Origin of the sequence: Flavobacterium sp. 28YEA47A, assembly GCF_041262125.1 — a bacterium.
Lineage (GTDB): Bacteria > Bacteroidota > Bacteroidia > Flavobacteriales > Flavobacteriaceae > Flavobacterium.
Genome location: NZ_JBGCCI010000003.1, coordinates 214,913 through 234,914, shown reverse-complemented (window position 1 = coordinate 234,914; position 20,002 = coordinate 214,913). Strand labels below are relative to the sequence as shown.

At 38.2% G+C, this 20,002-nt stretch carries 13 protein-coding genes and 1 riboswitch; of the genes, 6 read left to right on the top strand and 7 right to left on the bottom strand.

Annotated elements, in window-relative coordinates:
- Positions 1-2 precede the first annotated feature (2 nt).
- The 3 genes from ABH942_RS05485 to ABH942_RS05475 all read right to left on the bottom strand — a co-directional run bounded on the left by ABH942_RS05485 (position 3) and on the right by ABH942_RS05475 (position 9,219).
- Positions 3-4,646 (bottom strand): LamG-like jellyroll fold domain-containing protein, encoded by a 4,644-nt coding sequence (locus tag ABH942_RS05485; RefSeq protein ID WP_370029976.1) that lies wholly within the window; start codon positions 4,644-4,646, stop codon positions 3-5.
- A 312-nt stretch (positions 4,647-4,958) separates the two neighbouring features.
- Positions 4,959-5,165: a hypothetical protein gene (locus ABH942_RS05480; RefSeq protein ID WP_370029975.1), complete on the bottom strand. Its 207-nt coding sequence runs from the start codon at positions 5,163-5,165 to the stop codon at positions 4,959-4,961.
- Between the two features lie 16 nt (positions 5,166-5,181).
- Positions 5,182-9,219, bottom strand: coding sequence for a M14 family zinc carboxypeptidase (locus ABH942_RS05475; protein ID WP_370029974.1), 4,038 nt, complete (start codon positions 9,217-9,219; stop codon positions 5,182-5,184).
- A gap of 331 nt (positions 9,220-9,550) precedes the next feature.
- On the opposite strand from ABH942_RS05475, the gene ABH942_RS05470 reads away from it, so the two are divergent.
- Positions 9,551-10,471: an NAD-dependent epimerase/dehydratase family protein gene (locus ABH942_RS05470; protein ID WP_370029973.1), complete on the top strand. Its 921-nt coding sequence runs from the start codon at positions 9,551-9,553 to the stop codon at positions 10,469-10,471.
- Positions 10,472-10,659: 188 nt separating this feature from the next.
- Positions 10,660-11,529, top strand: coding sequence for a DUF808 domain-containing protein (locus ABH942_RS05465; RefSeq protein ID WP_370029972.1), 870 nt, complete (start codon positions 10,660-10,662; stop codon positions 11,527-11,529).
- A 138-nt stretch (positions 11,530-11,667) separates the two neighbouring features.
- Here ABH942_RS05465 and ABH942_RS05460 read toward each other — a convergent pair whose 3' ends face one another.
- On the bottom strand, positions 11,668-12,588 hold the full coding sequence (locus ABH942_RS05460) for an SRPBCC domain-containing protein (RefSeq protein WP_370029971.1): 921 nt from the start codon (positions 12,586-12,588) through the stop codon (positions 11,668-11,670).
- Between the two features lie 166 nt (positions 12,589-12,754).
- Here ABH942_RS05460 and ABH942_RS05455 point away from each other — a divergent pair, with 166 nt between their 5' ends.
- Positions 12,755-13,753 carry a GlxA family transcriptional regulator gene (locus ABH942_RS05455; RefSeq protein WP_370029970.1) on the top strand — a complete coding sequence of 333 codons (999 nt, stop codon included), beginning with the start codon at positions 12,755-12,757 and terminating at the stop codon, positions 13,751-13,753.
- A 49-nt stretch (positions 13,754-13,802) separates the two neighbouring features.
- On the opposite strand, the gene ABH942_RS05450 is transcribed toward ABH942_RS05455, so the two are convergent.
- A complete protein-coding gene (locus ABH942_RS05450; RefSeq protein ID WP_370029969.1) occupies positions 13,803-15,632 on the bottom strand; it encodes a DUF4932 domain-containing protein in 1,830 nt (609 codons plus the stop codon).
- A gap of 133 nt (positions 15,633-15,765) precedes the next feature.
- Entirely contained in the window at positions 15,766-16,416 is a 651-nt protein-coding gene (locus ABH942_RS05445) for a DUF1062 domain-containing protein (protein WP_370029968.1), read from the bottom strand.
- Positions 16,417-16,931: 515 nt separating this feature from the next.
- Positions 16,932-17,122: riboswitch (cobalamin riboswitch) on the top strand.
- On the opposite strand from ABH942_RS05445, the gene ABH942_RS05440 reads away from it, so the two are divergent.
- The 3 genes from ABH942_RS05440 to ABH942_RS05430 all read left to right on the top strand — a co-directional run bounded on the left by ABH942_RS05440 (position 17,086) and on the right by ABH942_RS05430 (position 18,757).
- A complete protein-coding gene (locus ABH942_RS05440) occupies positions 17,086-17,304 on the top strand; it encodes a hypothetical protein (RefSeq protein WP_370029967.1) in 219 nt (72 codons plus the stop codon). It overlaps the preceding riboswitch by 37 nt.
- Positions 17,305-17,374: 70 nt before the next feature.
- A complete protein-coding gene (locus ABH942_RS05435) occupies positions 17,375-17,764 on the top strand; it encodes an acyl-CoA thioesterase (RefSeq protein ID WP_140002353.1) in 390 nt (129 codons plus the stop codon).
- A 3-nt stretch (positions 17,765-17,767) separates the two neighbouring features.
- The gene (locus ABH942_RS05430) at positions 17,768-18,757 is read left to right on the top strand and encodes a beta-ketoacyl-ACP synthase III (RefSeq protein ID WP_370029966.1); all 990 of its coding nucleotides are present in this window, start codon (positions 17,768-17,770) and stop codon (positions 18,755-18,757) included.
- A gap of 57 nt (positions 18,758-18,814) precedes the next feature.
- Here ABH942_RS05430 and ABH942_RS05425 read toward each other — a convergent pair whose 3' ends face one another.
- Positions 18,815-19,945: an FAD-dependent oxidoreductase gene (locus ABH942_RS05425; protein ID WP_370029964.1), complete on the bottom strand. Its 1,131-nt coding sequence runs from the start codon at positions 19,943-19,945 to the stop codon at positions 18,815-18,817.
- Between the last annotated feature and the right edge of the window lie 57 nt (positions 19,946-20,002).

Here is a 20,002-nt window from a genome sequence, read left to right as displayed (position 1 = left end):
AATTATTTTACGATGATTTTTTTGCTTAGCTCACCATTGGTGGTTGTTATTTTAACGATATACGCTCCGGTGCTTAAACCTGAAATTGGGATCTGGATGTTTTCCTGTGTCTGGTTTTCTACATTCCAGGACAACAGATTTTGTCCAAGTAGGGTATAAGCAGCAACAGAAGTTACCGTAGTATTCATTAATTTGTTTTTAATATGCAACATATTATTATTGCTTGTAAAGGCAATATCGATTCCATCTACTAGGCTTGGATTATCAGTTCCCAGGCTTTCGCTTGGAGAAAATCGCAATGAAAATCTTCGGTCGTGCAATCCCGCATCAAGGTTTATCTCAAAAGTATTGTTTCTGATGTTGTGATAGATTCCGGTCATGTTATCGAAAATGTAAACTCCCTGATTTTCATCCAGGTTTTCTACTTTGTCCAACATGAATTTTACATTTCCGGCAGCGTCTGCTTTAACAGCCAATGGATATATATTGCTGGTGTTGAAATAACCATCACCCTGGATAACCAATTTGGTGCCGTTATGGATAAAATACATATCGTTAACCTGAGTATCAATATGAATAGCATCGTATCCTGGTTCTATTTCACTACTGGCAAGTTCGTTCATGAAACCTAAGAGAATCTGCCTGTGGTACTTGTCTTTGGAATCGTATCCCAAACGTATTTTGATAAAATCATCCTGTTCTTCTTCCAAATCATCTGAGTTTTTTTCGAAATGATTCGCATTTGGAATAGCACTGGCCTGGTTTCTGAACATCATGTTTGAATTGACATTGTCTTCTTTGACGAATTGTCTTTGGTTGTTGTTAAAAACCATATCGCCGCCAATATTGCTTGCGGTTACAAAAAATCCTTGTCCTACTGGTACATATCTGTTTGGGATTTTTGTACCAGGACCTACATTTCTGAGTTCCGGTTGTGACATTGCTACAACTCCTCCTACAAGATTTCTCGCGGCATAACCTCCAAGATAGGATAATAATATATGCGTTTCGCCTCCAAAATGATCCCAAAAATAGAGTGTTCCTGTTGTAGTAGCCAGGTTGTCATTGATAAAAGCAGTGGCGTCAAGTGCTGAAGGATATGGATTTCCTGTCAGATTTAACAAGTTTGGCCCTATATTGTATTGAATTCTTCCATTGTTAGGCTTGCCTACAAAAGTATAGTTCTGTTTTGGAGTAGCGGCACCGCTTCCTTTCATTGTAAAACCTTGTGCGGCAAATAATGATCCGGTGTGGCCTACATAAATCCAGTTGGCATAGTTGTTTGAAGCACTTTGGAATTTATAAAGCCATTTGCTGCTCAATGTTATTGGTGAACCAGGTGCACCATCTGTACCCGATGTCCATTGGATAGTTTGTGGTATAGCTGTTGTGCCGTCTCTCAATACACCGTTTATAGTATATCCGACATTATTTGTCGTCCCGTTTTGTGTGCTTACAGGAGAACACCAGTAGTTGTAATTGTATTTGTTGCTTGTGCCTTGCTGGTCTCTTTCTAAAGATCCTGTACTGGTAGGGTCAAGGTCACTGTTTAATGTTTGTATCAGTTGTGATTTTCCAACAAGGTCAATTTTCCCGTTTATTTTTAAATAATGAGACACTTCAATTTTGGTGTCGTTTTGGACGCTTAAGGTGTTGTTGCTAACGTTAAGCCCCAGCACTGTCTTGTTTCCTACAGAACTAACATTATGTGATGTTTGTACAATATTCCAATCTACCGGAATACTGGCATTCACGATGGAAACATTGTTTGGAAGTTCCTGTAAGTTTCCGTTTGTCCATGTTGTTGTGGTAGCCCATGCTCCGTCTATTGTAGACAGATAAGGAAGCGGAGCGGTTTGCGCACCTACAATATTCTTGTCTACGGTAAGGTATTTGATTCTGGCCCAGCGATTATTGTCAGACTTATCTTTTATAGATGTCCCATAAAAAGTATTGAAATCATAATACGCCTGAAGATTATTCCACGGAATGCTGGCAATATCATTTTTAGTAATCGTATTAGGAATGGATTTTCCATAGGTATTCGTTCCGTTCTTTTCGATTTCCTGATTCATAACATAGCGAATCTGAGCGGCATTTAAATTGCTGTTCCAAATTCTGATTTCGTCAATATCGCCTGAAAATACGCTAGAAATTGATGATTTGTTTGACCATAATGCACCAATAGAAAAATTAGAGGTGTTTGAAGTCGGAACCGGTTGACTTGTTGCTGTAGCATCTAACACGCCATCAATATAAAGGCTGGCAGTACCGCTGTTGAAGGTAACTGCTACATAATGCCATTTTCCGTTATTGATGGAAGTTGTGCTTGTGATTCTGTCACCGCCATTCCAATTCCCTATGAATTTATTTGAGCCGTTGATATAGAACTGATAAGCGTCGTTTTTAGCTACAACCGTACCGCCGCCGCTTGTGTGCCTAACCCATCCTGATACTGTAAAACTGGAATTAAGGTTGATGTTTTTTTCACCCAATACGAAATCTCCGGTTTGGTTGTCAAGTCTATATTTGTTATCAAATTGGTTGGAAATTCCAAAGCTGAAAAATTTAGTGCCATCAAAGTCATACCATGTCTCATAATTGCTGCCGGTGTCTGTTAATGGAATAATGTCAACGATGTCGTTGCTGCCAAAAGCGCTTGTTGAAGAAACAATCAGTACATATTCCTGAGTAGCTGTTTTTGTGAAATTAGAAGTTAGCGAAGATTTTGGAAGCGATACTACAACCTGACCAACATCTGTTCCGGTTTCTACAATTTTCCATTTTCTGTTTCCGGCAGTAAAAGAAGTAGTAAGCCCGCCAAGATTGATGTTTGTAGTTATTCCCGAAGAAGCAAAAGAGCCGTTGTTGCATCCCCACACTAAATAATCTTTATTTGTGGTGAAAGTTGTAGCATTTTGCGTGTTTGTTGTCGCTATTTCTCCAAGACCAATAACAACGTCTGTTGCTAAATTGACACTTCTCGATTGCTTTTGATTTAATTTAGAGAGGTCGTCACGCCCAATTCCCGCAATGTTCCAGTTATAGCCTGCATTTGAAGCCGTATTCCAGATTATTGTCCCGTCAGAATTAGTATAGTTTTGGGATGTCCCGTTTACACCCATCGTGATTCCGTATTTGATAGCCAGATAACTTTCAATTCGGATTCTTTCGCTGGCGTCGTTTTTACGTGAGTTAAAGGTGATGATTTCGGCAATTCTTCCGTCAAGTGTGGCTTTCCATCCTTCACTTCGCCCGATCCAGTATTTTCCGTTAGATAGATTGGTAAATGTTCCGGTAGAAGTTGTGTTTACAATATTTACACCATTATAAAAAAGTTCCTGGGCTGTCGATCCTGTATTGTTTCTGGTGTTGATTATCCCGACGTTTGTGTAAGTTTTTGTCGTACTTGTTTCGGCAATACCATATCCGTTTCCTAAACCTGATGAAGTGCCATAAGCATAGGAAAGGACCTCGTTGTTAAAACGCTGCGAATACGCTCCAAAACCGATTCCTGTTCCGTCATTTTCCTGCGTTGTTATGTCAGCATCAGAACAAAGTATATCCATACTTCCGAAAGAGCTGTTCACAGTAACATTTGGAATGACAACAATAAACTGGTCTTGCGTATAATATCCTGTATTTCCTACCAGATATTGCTGACCCGCCAAACCATAATTATAGCTTCCGGCGGCTTCGGTAGAGACATTCTTAAAGTCGACAACAGCGTTGAAATTGACGTTATCTGTCTGGTTGTTTTTGAATTTTGGTTCTTGTCCTGACGTATATACTGAAGCGTTGCTTCCCATGGCTTGTGTTTGCCAGGAAGAAACATTAGTATTGTCTGCTACAGAGTTTGTTCCGTTTACTAAGTCGGCACGAAGCCATAATTGCAAGCCGGCTGTAATTCCACCCGGCCCGTTTGGTAAAGTGTAGCTAACGACTACTTGTCCAGTAGCTCCGTTACCTCCATTTCGAGTGGCAGAACCGCTGGTTCTTTTTCCACCTCCGCCTCCGCCTCCAGGTGTAGCACCGGCAGCACCATTTCCGTTAGCTGTACTGGAGTTGACTCCGTTACCACCATTTCCTCCGCCGGCTGGTGCTGTTCCTCCGTTAAAAGTAGCGCCGTTGACTCCGGCAAGAGCAGTTCCTGCAGAAGAACCACCACCTCCACCATATATGGTTATTATAGTAGTTCCATCGGCACCATTACCGCCAGAACGCTTAAAATCACCTATACTTGCAGCGGCAGTACCTCCGTCGCCTCCGGCAGTTGTATTGTTGGCAACACTTTCGCCTCCTTTGGCAAGCAGGGTAGTGGCAGAGCTAAACCATGAATCGCCTCCGTTTGAAGTTGATGTACTTCCGGCACCAACGGTTACGGTGTAAGTAGTTAATGGAGTTACGGTTATTACGCTTCTAACATAAGCTCCGCCGCCTCCGCCTCCGCCTCCGCCGTTGGTTGTTCTGGTTCCTCCTTTTCCGCCTCCGCCCCATGCCTCAACAGTGATGCTGGTAACGCCAACGGGTACAGTAAATGTTCCTGAAGATGTAAATGTCTGGTTTTGTGAATAGCTTACGGAAGTAAGCAATACAAGAAATAGTGTAAGCGTCAGCTTACAGCCTAGTAGGTAGGTTTTTTTCATAATCTTATGGGGTTTAGATAATGATAAATTGCGATAAAATAGACTTGGGGTCTTTATAAGTAAAAGTTGCAGGGGTTAGCAACTTGAGCTATTTTATAGATTTTAAAGATTAATACTAGATTTGGGTATTCAAATATAAAAAAGTTTTTTCAAATTTTAACATAAATTATCTAAAATATAGCGTAAAAAATGCAAAGGCTTGCAAACACTGGGTGTTGCAAGCCTTTAATTAATAGGGTTTTACGTTTTTTAGAGCTTTTGTACTTCCAAATTTAGTATTTGGATGATTCAAGAACAGAAACTCTTTAAATATTATGAATTTCTTTTCATCAGTTTTGGGCTGTATTTTAAAAATACATAAGCCAATCCAACCAAGGCAAGAAGCCAAATGTGATCGCTGATTGGAGCACTAGGGCCATCCAAATCTTCAGGAACTTCTTCAGGATTTTGTGCCAAAACCGATAATGAACTAAATAAGAAGAAAATCAGGCTCAGAAATTTTATAGCTGTATTTTTCATGTTTTCTTTTTATTAGTTAGTAAACAATCTTTTTGGTTGCGGTTCCGTTTTCCGAAGTAATGATTTTTACCAGCAATACCTGATTTGCAACCGAAAGATTTGAAATTACGGTTTTCGTATCATCAACTTCTGACTTAGAATAGATAAGTCTTCCACTTACATCGTACAACTCAATTTTTTCCATCATATAATTTCCAGAATCAATGTAAAGCATTTCGTTTTTCTTATAAACGACAATACTGTTTGGATTGATTGTTGGAGTTTCCACGCCAAGTGCAGCTCTGTATACAATCTCGAAACGGTTCGTAAAGTTTCCTGATTCTGTTGTGAAATTATAAGCAGCTGTTTTTAGGTTATGGAGTTGTCCGGATTGATTATCTCTTAAGAAAATATCCTGGTTTGCTTCAAAAAGACCGTCTAAATGGTCGATAGAAATACTATAGCTTCCAGAAACGTTGGTTTTAAAGCTCAAAGGGACAATGTCATTTGTAGAAAACGGCAAGCTTCTTCCTTGAATTGCATATTCTGAATTGTCAATATAAGAAGTCAGGGCAATTGGGCTGTCATTGAAATATTTTCCATCAATTCCATAATCAACACCTTCTGTAGCACCTGCCATATATCCAAGTAAGGTTTGGCCTATGACATCCGTTTCGTTAGATAGGTTTAACCACATTCTGTGTTTCTCGATATCCTCTGAATCGGTAGTTCCATTTCTAAAAAATACGCCGTTTGTACCAGCTGAACGAATAGCATTGCTGAAATTTAATGACGATTGAGAAGCATTATTTTTCACTTTCACGAAAAATCCTTGCCCGCTGCTGATGATTCCGTTTGGATTCATAGAAGCTACTTCCGGCTGTGCACTCGTGATTCCCAATCCTGTTGTTGTAGCATAACCACTTCCTGCAACACCGTTTCTTTTTCTCCAGAACCAGACAGTTCCATCAATGGCATTGGAATTCGAAGAAAATAATCCGGAAATTGAAATAGCAGAAGGATAAGGGTTTCCTACAAGATTAAATCCGTTATTGGCGTTGGAAAGAGGAAAGCTGAAGTTTCCATTGTAAGGTATACCAACAAAAACACCGTTGTAAGCGATTCCTGGAATTGATGAATTCACATAAGAAACATAATTGTCCGGAACTCTGATCAGGTATCCTTTTGCTTGTGCAAAGGTGTAGGTACTTTCATTTTGCGCAGGATAAATGGCTTCATAGTTACCATTATTTCCAAGTACAGGATTATAGATGTAAAATCTGTTTGTTAACGTTGCTGGCGAGAAATTGCGCAGATTTTGGCCATTTACCGGTGAAGACCATAGGGTGTAATCAAAACGATATAATGGAGCGCTGTTTCTTTTTACAGTAATTTGGCCTGTATTTACGGCATTGTTTGTCTGGATCAGGTTGGCATTACTTTCTACGATGAAATTTGCTGCTCCTGCATTATTTGTGATGGCATCACTTATTGTCAGGCTAGTTCCGGTATTTACGGTTAGTGTATAGCCTGAATTGAGGGTTAGGCTCTTTGTAGTAAATGTGCCGTTAGCGCCCGAAGAGAAATTTCCATTTATGATAGCATCAAGACTGGCCGTTGGAGTTCCGTTAGACCATCCACTTCCGTTCCATGTGGTAGAAGTCGGTGCTGTAATAGTAAAGTTCGTTGCAGCTGTTGAAAAGTTATTGCATGTATTAAATACTTTTACCGGAATTGTACCCGTTGTAGCAATTTCAGAAGCAAGAATCGACGCGGTCAATTGGGTCGCGCTTACAAAAGTAGTCGTCTTGTTAGTGCCATTCCAGTTAATTATAGATTCACCATTAACAAAGTTAGTACCATTTACGGTTAAGGTAAAGCCTGCTTCGCCTCTTACTTTTGTGTTTGGAGTAATGGTGGTTATGGTTGGATTTGGTTTTACAGTTACGATAACTTCGTCTCTAACGCTCTTAAAGGTTTGGAATTTCCAGTTAAAGAAAGGAAAGAATATTCCAGTACCGCTATTGGCAGTAATTGAAATTACTCCATTAGTATAAGGGTAGGTAATTCCGGAATTGGCTCTGTAGATACTGAATCCTGAAATTTCTCTTACAACCAACCTCATGTTGTTTTCTGCAGGGACAAAGAAATTCAAATCAATTTCCTGAGTTCCTGATGCGGCCAGTTTTATCACTTTAGATTCCAACATTGTTCCCGTACTGTTTTGAAGTTCCACCATGATATCTCCTGCGGCACTTGAATTAATCGTTACGGTTTTCAATTTTGATGGAATCGTAGCACTAAAAATCATATATCTGTTTCTAGCTGTCGTATTGTTTACTACAGCACCTCCTGAAACTGTTGCAGGGCCCACAGTTTGTGGCGTTTCGATCTCTACAAAATAAGATCTGTTTGCGCTTAATGCCGGAGTTGTATAGGATGTGCCGGTTGCAAGTACTGTAGTAGTCGTGTTATCTGCATACCATCTGATGGTTCCGGTTCCGGTTGCTGTAAGTGCAGCAGTTTGTCCTTCGCAGATTGTCTTGTCGTCTGCTGTTGGAATAGCTGTACTTGCTACCATTGTAACATTTAGTACTGTTGCCGCATTGTTAGCAACAGTAACACTTTGTGTCTGGCTGATATAACCCGGAGCTTCAAAAGTTACATTGTAGGTTCCTGCAATCATCACTTTGTAGTAGTCACCCAGCGGGCCTGTTTTTACCCAAGATCCCATCAAGTCAACATTGCTGATGTATATTTTTGCGTCTACAGCTTCGCCAGCGCTGTTTTTTACGGTTCCTTTTAAGCCATAATTGGCCTGTTTCATATAGTTAAGAAGCGCCTGTCTGTTTCTGTCCCAATAGAACGGAAGGTTAGCAGCAGATGGGAATTTGGTTGCCGAAATCTCGATCGTCATTTCTTTGTTATGGTTAAAGAAATTGTTCCAGTCCTGTCTTCCGCCATAAACAGAATACCATGCGGCACCGTTTGTTGTTCCTGGAAACTGCCCTGTGTTGATAACATCGTCCATATAATTGGCATTTCCGTCAGCAATTTGGCAAAGCTGAGCATATTCTTTTGAAACAAACTTGAAATAGTTGTCATGCGGATGGATACTGAAATTGGCCGTACCTGGCGTCGTTGACGTATCCCATGGGAAGTTTACTACTTCTACACCACCGTGATAATTAGCTGCCAATACAAAATTTCGAGTTTTCTCAAATTCCATGAAAGCAAGCGTTTCAGGTTGGTACGCATAACCGTCAGGGTGTAACCCGTCGATAGCGTCAGGGTAGTTTCTGTTGAGGTCGACTCCTGCGGAATTGGCTCTGGTAGCCGTATTTCCGGCAGAATTCATAGTGTCGTTTCCGGCAGTTTTATAAGATCCATCGGGATTTGCCAACGGACAGATAAAGATTTCGGTATTGTTGACAATGTTGCTAATTTCGCTGTTTGTAGCATAACCTGTCAGCAGATAATCAATAAGACGCATCATGGTTGGAAATCCTGTAATTTCATCTCCGTGCATGGAAGAGGTATAAAGGAATTCCGCTTCGGCCTCATCAACCTGTGCGTTGTCAGAAATTTTCATGACATAAAGTGTTCTTCCGTTTGGAGTTGTACCAATGCTCTGAAGTTTACATAAATTAGGATAAGTATTGGCCCAATATTGCATTTTAGCAACATATTCTGAATATTTAGGATACGCATTCCAGGTATCATCCCAAGCCGAAGTGCCGTAAGTAAGGTATTCGTCGGCAATAAATTCATTCTCAGAAACGCTGACTTCGAACGGAAGGCCATACGTCTGGAATTTTTTGAATTGCTCCGGATTGGCATATGCCTCGACTTTCAGATCGTTTTGGTCGACTATCTTGTGGCTAATAGACAAGAAACGCGCCAGTTCTTTAAATTGTTCTTTGGATTGAGCTTGGAAAGTGAAGACTACTTCGCCTTTTTCTTTAAGATAGTGTTGCGCTTTTTCAAGTGGGGACTTGTTCTCAGACACAACTTGACCTTGGGTTATGCCCATAACGAATAGGCACAACATTCCTAATAAGGTAGTTTTGTTCATAATTAATATTAGATTTGGGATTACAAACGTAGGAAAAAAGTTTTAATTAATGTTAAATTGTTGTAAAATATTTTATTTTAGGCTAAAATATTGCCGTTTTATAAGTTTTTTAAATACCGGCTTTTTTTAGTGCAATTCATCTTTAATTTCACGAAACAGCAGCAAAACCTTGACAGCCGATAACTAAACCAGGGTGTAAGAATGCTTTATCTTTTGGGAACTTTACTTGCTTTTTATTTCCAAATCCAATGTAATAATTACCTGGAAATTGTCGAAATTTGTTATACAAAATGGAGGCAATAAAAGACTCAGGAAATTTAAAAGAGAACAGATGCAGACGATACTTGGAGCCAACGGACAAATAGCTGAAGAACTGGCAAGAGAACTAAAACGGAATTACACTTCAGACATCAGACTAGTGAGTAGAAAACCTAAAAAGGTAAACGAAACCGATAGACTGTTTGCAGCCAACCTGCTAGATAAAGATAAGGCTGATGAAGCCGTAAAAGGCAGTGATATTGCATATTTTACTTTAGGACTTCCGATGGACAGCAAAATGTGGGAAGAGCAATTTCCTGTAATCATGCGGAATGTGATAGACGCTTGCAAGAAGCACCATGTCAGGCTGGTATTTTTTGATAATACGTATATGTATCCCCAAAATAGTGAGATCCTGACAGAAGAAAGTCCGTTTAGTCCTGTAGGCAGAAAAGGAGCAGTGCGGAAAAATATGGCTGAAATGCTCTTACGTGAAATGGAATCAGGTCAGATTGAAGCAGTAATCTGCCGTGCTCCTGAATTTTACGGGCCGGGTAAAACGCAAAGCATAACCAATACGCTTGTTTTCGATGCTGTCAAGAAAAACAAAAAGCTGAAAGTTCCATTGAGCGACCAGAAATTAAGAAGCCTGATCTGGACACCGGACGCCAGTAGGGCTACAGCATTGATTGGGAATACTCCCGATGCGTACGGGCAAACCTGGCATCTTCCAATAGATGTAAGCAGGCTCAATTATAAGCAATTCATAGCGTTAGTGTCTGACGTTTATGGAAAGGAATTGAATTATAAGGTTATTCCAAAATTTGTTTTTAAAATAGGTGCTATATTCAATAAGCAGGCTAAAGAACTTCAGGAACTTTTGCCAAGATATGCCTCTGATAATATTTTTGATGTATCTAAATTCAAGAACCGCTTTCCGGAGTTTAAGATAACAACTTACAGGGAAGGAATAAAACAAATCAAAAATAGTTGATAGTTGATAGTGGTTAGTTGATAGTGGTTAGTTGATAGTGGTTAGTTGATAGTGAAGATGTTCTGGGTAGTCTTACAACCTTTAACCTTTTGACCTTTTAACCTAATATTTTGTTCAATTAAAATTGTCGCGGGTATTGTAGGACACCGTCCGATTGTCTAATTTGCGGCCTAATTAATTAAAAAAATATGGCTTCAGGTATTTTTGCCGTTTTAGATGATATAGCGCTACTTATGGACGATGTAGCAATGACTACAAAGTTGGCAACGAAGAAAACCGCCGGGATTTTAGGTGATGATTTGGCCGTAAATGCAGAAAAAGCTACCGGCTTTTTAGCTTCCAGAGAAATTCCTGTTCTTTGGGCAATTACCAAAGGTTCGCTGTTGAACAAAGTGATTATTGTACCGATAGCCTTGCTGTTAAATGCCTTTCTTCCCCTGGCTATTATAATTATCCTGATGTTTGGCGGAGCTTTTCTTGCCTATGAAGGAGTAGAAAAAATTGTTGAATATCTTTTCCATCGAAAAACAGCCGACCATGCACCTGTAGTTGAAGAGGTACGAGATGATGCAGAGGCTGAAAAGACTAAGGTAAGATCAGCAATAACCACAGATTTTATACTTTCGGTCGAAATTGTGATTATTGCTCTGGGAAGCGTGCTGACACAATCATTGACGGTACAGATAATAACGGTTTCAGCAGTGGCACTTATAGCAACTGTGGGAGTATACGGTATTGTTACACTGATTGTTCGTATGGATGATGCGGGTTACAATCTGATCAGACGTTCAAAAGAAAAGTCTTTGATGTTTTTAATAGGTACGTTGCTTGTGAAGTCGTTGCCGATAATTATTAAAGGATTGGCCATAGTAGGTACGATTGCCCTAATTCTGGTAGCCGGAGGTATTTTTGTGCATAATGTACATTTTTTACATGAATTGTTTCCAACAATACCATCAATGGTTAAGGAATTTGGTGTTGGTTTGGTTGTTGGAATTATAGCAGTTATTTTGGTAACTATAATAAAAAAGCTAATCGGGAAGAAAGCATCTGCTTGATTTAAAAATATCTTTTTGAAATAAAATAAGAACGGTGGAAGTGAAATACTCCACCGTTCTTATTTATACCAGGTGATTATCGGGAACTATAAGTCATTGCGCCTTTGCATGAAAATAATTACTCGCGAAACCACTTGATTATTTATCAAAATCCGGATAAGGGAATCCTTTGCCGGTTTCGCAAAGAAATTTCAGGCTTCTGAAAAATAGCGCCCAGTCAAAACTGCACGAGGCCATTTCCGGAGTATAAGATTCCCAACCATCATGATGGAACAATAAAGTGCATCCTTTTTGATGCGCTTCTAATTCAAAAGTAAGGGTAGTGCCAATCCAGTCTTCAAAGGCTTTGATACACTTCCATTTTATCAGGCTGTACGGTTTTAGATCAATCACTTCCATCTGTTTGAAATATTCAGGACCAAATCCAAATCTTAAAATACTTCCTACTTCTGGTTTTGCAATTGTGTCTGGTGTCCACCAACCCGCCAATCCTTCTTGAGTAGTAAGCGCCTGGTAGACTTTTTCTAAAGGCGATTTAATCAACAATTTGTGATAAATGCTTTTTGTGTCGGATGGATTATTGTGTTCGGCCGGAGTTGAGGTTGTTGATTCGGTTTCCTTTGGTGTAGGCTGACCTTTTCCTGTTGTGACAAGCATTTTTAGGCTTTCTTGTATATAGTAAGTCCATGCATCGTGACATACCTGATAGCATTCGTAGGTTGGAACCAGACCTTGATGTGTAAATTTCATTTCGGTCTTGCCATTCTTTTCAGTAATATCAAAAATGATATGGGTGTTTTTCCACTCGCTTTTATCTTTGGTAAACTTAAAATTATTATCAAGAACGTGCCAAACTATTTTAGTATCGGTCTGCATTTCTGTAACTTTTATGCGGCAGCGGTGTACGTCCATATAATGATAGGAAAACTCGCCATTCAGTTTATCTGTTGGGCCTTCGATATTTTCTGACCACCATCCCCGTACATTGTTAATTGCATCAAATACTTTTCGTGGCGTGGCATCCACAATAAATGATGTTGTAAAATTTTCTTGTTTCATGATTCTTTAATATTGATTGTTTTTTATTGTTCAATTCAAAGGTATTGACAAGAAACCATCTAAGCAGGGTGTGAAATAGACTTAATAAGAGGTTGATTTGGACAAAATGCTTTCTTAACTTTGTAATAGCTATGGAGTTATAATTTAAATTTCTAAATCCTGCCACATGAAACATCTTACCATATTAGTGCCTGATGTACAGACCGGGCCCAACACGCTTTCCTGCATCATAGGAGCCTATCATATTTTTACGGAGGCCAATAATTATTGCATCCGGCAGAATAAAAATCCGGTATTTACAATTGAACTGGCGGGTGTTTCAGGGCAATCCAATTTTGTAAATGGGTTGTTGTCTGTTATGCCTCAAAAAGAAATAAATTCCATAGAAAAGACAGACCTGATTATTATTCCTGCGATACTGGCTGCTTTTAAAAAAGTTGAGGGTGGAAATGCTCTTCTGGTCGATTGGATATTGGAACATTATAAAAAAGGAGCTGAGGTAGCGAGTATGTGTACAGGAGCCTATATCCTGGCTTCAACTGGACTGCTGGATAAAAAGAACTGTTCTATTCATTGGAATGCCGCTGCGAATTTTAAACAATTGTTTCCCAAAGTAAATTTAAAAGCGGAAAAACTGATTACAGATGAACAGGGTATTTATACTAATGGTGGCGGATATTCTTTCCTGAATCTTATTATTTATCTGGTTGAAAAATATTATGACAGGCAAACAGCCATTTATTGTTCCAAAGTTTTCCAGATCGATCTTGACAGGCAGACGCAATCGGATTTTGTGATTTTTAACGGACAGAAAACACATGGTGACGAAGTAGTCGTAAAAGCACAGGAATATATTGAGAAGAACTTTGCTGAAAAAATATCAATGGAAGAACTTTCCAGCAAATTTACCGTAGGGCGAAGGAATTTTGACCGCAGATTTATAAAAGCTACGGGCAATACGCCAGTTGAATATCTGCAACGGGTAAAAATTGAATCGGCAAAAAAGGAACTGGAAACCTCCCGGAAAACAATCAATGAAGTGATGTATGAAGTGGGCTATGCCGATGTAAAGGCGTTTCGCGAAGTATTCCGAAAAATTACAGGCTTGTCGCCATTGGAGTATAAAAACAAATACAATAAAATGACTGCGGCTGTACTAATTTAATTCCAAAAGAACCCAGGATAAAAATATAGTGTTGGTTGAGCTATGGTGGCTATTGTTCTATTTTAAAATATTTATAATTGGGTTGATAATCTACATTTTTATCTATAAAATTGGGCAGTAACAAAAACTCCTCATTGATAAGAAAAGTAAAATTTTGTTTGTTACGGAATAGCTTTTCAGAAAGCGAAATTTCATATTCGTCTCCTTTTCCTTTGGTAAAAGTATATTTATTCTTTTTTGTTTTCCAATTGTTAAAATCGCCAACAAGTTTTACGGATTTGATTTGATTTTGTTTCAAATAAGTTTGCAGATATATTTTAGGCGTTCCCTCTAAATCAGTCAACAGGCGATTTTCTATTGTAGAAAAAGAGAATTTATAATCTTTTCCGTGTTTGGAAACAGTTGTATTGTTTTTTTGCTTTGCTATTGTTGAAAAGGTGTATAAATAAGATTTGTCCAGATGTAAGGAGTCGACACTTTTGAAGTTCACGCCCAATGCTAATCCGTAAGTGGTATTCTCATCAATGTTTCTTTTTAGTGAAAGATGTATTTCCTTTTTATTTTCTGATAATTTTATTGAGTCAATTGGTGGATAAGAATACGGATAGGGTGGTTGGTTTATATTGTAATTATAGAGCATTTCTTTATCAAAATACAATATGATTTCTTTTGTATCTGTAGCAATGTTTTGCGCTCCATTCTTTGGTGAAAAATCGATGATTTTGGGTGAATTGGGATTGTCATTAATAGGTAAAGTAAAAACGTAATCCATATTGTGTTGATATTTCTCTATAGGGTTTTGAGAAATAGATTTATAAACAGCAACAATTTCCGGCATAAAGCTTTCCAAAGTAGGATATTTTTCCCTGTTTTTCTGGTATAATTCAAGTGCGACGACTAAATCGGGAACCCAATAGAACTTTCTATTATAGGTTTCGTAAAAAAATTGTTCGTTTTTTTGTTTGGAATTTGCTTTTTGGGATGTATTGAAATATTCTACAACAGCAGCCCGTACAAGGCCTTCATTTAAGGCGGTTAGCCAACTACTGTATGCCTGCTTCTTCAAGTCATTTTTAACGATGTTGTAAATCTTTCCTCCGTATGGAGCTAATATTTTTTTCATGCGGTACTGAAGATAGTTTACAAAGGAATGGTTAAACTCGTGAACAACCGTTTCAGTATAACCGTTTTCTGTTGTATAAATTGGAAGTCCTTCTTCATCAAAATCCCAACTTCCTAATATGCTATAAACTGTTTCTTTTTGATTTGGAATTTGAAGTTTAACACCAAAATTACCCGTGAATCCCATTCCTAAAAGAATCGCAAATTTTTCATTTGGCACTTTGCCGTAAAATTTAGCATACCAATCCACGTCAATTTCGGTCAATACATTTTTATTAAATCGGTCTTCTGCAATTTTGTACAGATTTTTATGCTCGTCATAAAATTTTTGAAAGTTACTTTCTTTATGAAATTTTTGAAGTAAGGTCACAAAACGATCTGTGTTTTTCAAATCTGCTCCCCAACGCCGTTCGGGAATATTTTTAGTAAATGGAATGATTGGTTTTAATTCAGGATAAGAAAGATGAACCGCCATATTGGCTACTGCATCGTATCCAATTCCCTGTTTATTTCGGATTTTTTTAATGAAGTTTATAAGCTCGTGATTTTTATATCCCGCAAAATAGGTGTTTATATCCTCTACGTAGCTTTCAAAATAGGTGTCTTTAAATTCTTCAGCGTCTGCCAATCGGAAAACTATTGATAGTAATTCTATTCTTGGGTCAACTTTTGCGTTTTCCAACTGCTTATTTCCCTGGGAAAATCCATAATTTGAAATACAAAAAAAGGCGATTAGGATTAAAAATTTCTTTTTCATTATTATTCTGCTTAGATGTTATGGTATATGGCTTTACTGACAAATTTATAAAAAAAAGTCGATACCTCAGGTACCGACTTTTTGATTATTGTTTTGTTGTGAGCAATCTTTATTTATATCTCGCTTTAAAAATTTAGAGTGTTTTCAATTTGTCCCGGTATACACAAACAATATCTCCGTTTCTGACTTTGTGCTTCTTTTCTAAAAATTTTCCATTAACAGAAAATGCTTCTGTTTCAATTAACTGGTTCAATTTGTTAGCAGAAACATTTAAGGCTGTCCTGATAACAGCTGATAGTTTTAGATTAAAGTCCAAAGGATATTGGATTCTGAACAGTATAGTTTCACTTTCAAAACCTAAAATATCTTCTATTGAAAAACTGTCGTGCAGTAGGTCGTATTCTACACTTCCAAAATCGAATTCGACATTGTTTTTTCGTTTGGCTTCATGAGAAAAAGCATACTGCCAGGCTGCTTCCGTATTGTTTTCTGAAAATTTATGAAATAAATCCTTTTGTATCAATTCCGGCTTGGTCCGGGAAAATAGTGAAAGATTATAGGTGCTATCACATTTTATACATCTGTAAATCAACCATACATCAATGTTCTTTTTTTGAGCGTTCATCCTGAATTTCTCACTGCAAATGAATTCGTCATTAGTGCAACGGTTGCATTTTCTTTTTAAAAGGGGAGTGTTTTTGACTTTTACTTCCCATATATATTCTCTTGTCATTTTTATAGTAGTGCTTAATATTCTTGTTTGAATTTTTTGCATACTATTCATGGCATTTCAGTTTAAGATTGATATGAGCTATCAAAAACTGAAATAGCAAATGCGATTGCTTTTGGGAGCAATGCAGTGATGAATAGTATGATTAAATGAAAAACCGGCTTGGGTAGGGTTACCCAAACGAAAGAATAATCAGCCTGCGGTTATAAGGCTGATATTAAGCGACTATAAATTTAAGAGTGGATCTCAAAATATATGAATTGTGGTTTCTATGAAGTAAAAGTAATTAATTCAGACTAAAGTATCAAGAACAATATGGAATGACACTGAATACAAAAATGATTATTAGGAGCCTATGCCAGATTCTCTCATTAGAAACTTTGCGGCTCTGCGCCTTTGCGTGAAATAGTTGCTCGCAAAGGCGCAGAGTCGCAAAGCAAGAAAAATATAAATATATTGGAATAAGGTTTCAGACAGTCAAGGAAGATAATTTAACTTTTCTATAATAATATTGTTTATTGCTGTAATACTAATCTTGCCTTATCTTTGTTAGATAATTCTGAAGATATTTATTTTCAAATAGTATTGGTTTTTGGCGAAAGCCGAAATTAAAAGGGAATCGTGTGTGAATCACGAGCTGTCGCGCAACTGTAAATGATGCAAAATTTTTACCCTTGATGCTCACTGTCTGCTCTCGCAGATGGGAAGGGCGGTAAAAATATCATGAGCCAGGAGACCTGCCTTCACTGTATTGACAATGCTTTCGCGATTGAAGCTATTGGTTTGATGTTGCATGGGATAATTGTATCCCTGCGTATTTTTCTTTTCAATCACATTGCTGTCACTAAGGATTATTCAGTATTCTTTTTAGGATATGGAACATTTATAAATTCATTGGCAATGACAAAATACCAGCCTAGCAAAATCAATATTTGCCTATAGTTTACTGCGCCTTTGTTTTATAACACAAAAAAACAATTTATTCACTTTACGCATTGAACAAGCAAGTATTATGACATTAGATGAAAAAATCAAGCAATCGGAAACGCATATTTTTAAGGCTGTATTTCCCAATACCACAAATCATTATGATACGCTGTTTGGAGGAACGGCGATGCAGCTTATGGATGAGGTCGCATTTATTACAGCCACCCGGTTTAGTAGGCAGCGTGTCGTGACCGTCAGCAGTGACCGTATTGATTTTAAAAGACCAATCCCGGCAGGTACGATTGCCGAGTTAATTGGTAAGGTAAAATATATCGGAAAGACAAGTCTTCAGGTTCATGTTGAGATTTTTGTAGAAGATATGTATTCTGAAAACCGTGAAAAGGCAATCAGCGGCAACTTTACATTTGTTGCTATTGATGAAAACAAGATGCCAACATCAATAAATAAGGATTAAAATATGGGCCAAAACATTAAAGCTGCCATTACGGCTGTAGGTGGCTATGTTCCTGATACAGTATTGGACAATTTTCAGCTCGAAAAACTGGTAGATACTTCTGATGAGTGGATTGTTGCCCGAACAGGAATTAAAGAACGAAGAATTCTTGCAGACAAGCAGAAAGGAACATCAGATATGGCTGCTGCTGCAATATTAGAATTGCTTGCAGAAAATTCAATAAAAGCTGAAGAAATAGATTGTGTTCTTATGGCTACCTCTACGCCAGATAAGCTTCTGGCGCCTACAGCACCTGTAGTTTGCAAAAAAGCAAATCTGACTAATGCATGGGGACTGGATATGAATGCTGCCTGTAGTGGTTTCCTGTATGCATTATCTGTTGGAGCTTCATTTATAGAATCAAGAAGATTTAAAAAAGTTCTTGTGGTTGGAGCCGATACCATGAGCAGGATTGTTGATTATAAAGATAGAAATACGTGCATCCTTTTTGGAGATGGGGCAGGAGTTGTTTTATTGGAACCGTCATTAAACCACGGCCTGCATGATTTTATTTTTAAGATTGACGGGTCAGGAAGTGATTTTTTGTCAATTCCGGCAGGAGGATCTTTACAGCCGGTAGGAGAAGTATCGCTGCAAGAAAATTTACACTATGTGAAACAGGACGGACGCACCGTTTTTAAAAATGCGATTTCGAGTATGACAAGCAGCTGCGATGAACTATTAGGCAGGAATGGTTTTGATGCCGATGCTATTGACTGGATAATCCCACACCAGGCAAATCTGCGTATCATTAATGCCGTTGCAGATAATCTGAAAGTGCCCATGTCCAAAGTAAAAGTAAACATTGAGCGATACGGTAATACTACTGCTGCAACTATACCGCTCTGTCTTTGGGATTTCAAGAATGACTTCAAGAACGGAGACAGGATTTTTCTAACGGCTTTTGGAGCCGGCTTTACTTATGGAAGCAGTTATCTTACATGGGGAAATTAAACAACTGTACTGTTTTAAATATAAAAAGGCTGACAGAGATTATCTGCCAGCCTTTATTTATAGTATAAGTGTCTGGAAAGAGAAATCGGGATTGCGCATTTCTATCTCATTTTTTTCGGATTCCGATTGTGCTTCTCCGGCATAGATGAACATTTTTTGCTCATAGTCGTTAATGGCAGATTCTATTGTTTCATATTCTCCATTTGTGAGATTATCAGATAAAACCAGGGCATCTATAAGCCCCGTGTTTACACCTTGTCCGGCAAAAGGAGGCATCAGGTGAGCAGCATCACCAACCAGTGTTATGGGTAACGGGCGGTTATTTTTCCAAGGCTGATCCAAAGGGAATTTTCGTGTAGGCAAGCCCACAAAAAAAGAGGTAGAACGAATTAGTTTTTTGTATCGTTCATCCCAATCTGAAAATCGTTCCAACAGAAATTCAGAGACATTCTGTATGTTTTGAAAATCCAGACTGATGCTTGCAGTCCATTCTTCCGGAGTTTTGAAAATAATACCATAGCTTAACGCGCCATTATTAGACGGATTGGCAACCAATAGATTTCCCTGATGTGCAGTCATAAGTCTGTTGCCGTTACATAACTGAAAAAACTCAGGACAATTTATTTCAGGTTTGTCAATATCGCCCTGTATAATAAAAGTTCCTGTTTCTTCAATTTTGGAATCAGAGACATAGCTTCGTGCTTTAGACATTCCACCATTGGCAACAATTACTACATCAGCAGCTGCGGCAGGCTGGTTTTCAAAATGCAAAAGCCATTTATCATTCTCAGTCTTGATTTCGATAAGTTTTCTGTCCCAGACAACAGTGTCGTCTTTCAAACTTTTCAATAGCATTGTCCTTAGTATATTTCTGTTTATTTCCGGATTGTCATGTTGATTTTCAACAGTAGGTTTTCTTGTAGACAGAACAGTGCTCTTTTCAGTAGCAAAAGTTATTCCCATCGGCAATGCCAGGTCGTAGTAAGTCTGCAACAGGTCTGCTTTTTTCAAGGCTTCTTGCCCTGAATTTTTATGAAGATCAAGTGTGCCGCCCCAAATTCTTGCTTGAGAATTCTTGTCTCTTTCATAGACCGTTACATCAATATCTTTCTGCTGTAGTAAAATAGCCATAGTCAGCCCAACTGGCCCAGCACCAATGATGGCTACTTTTTTATTTTTTAGTAACATAATTTCATTGTTTAGTATAGTACAAAATTACAATGTCTTTTAGGGCTAAAATAGCTA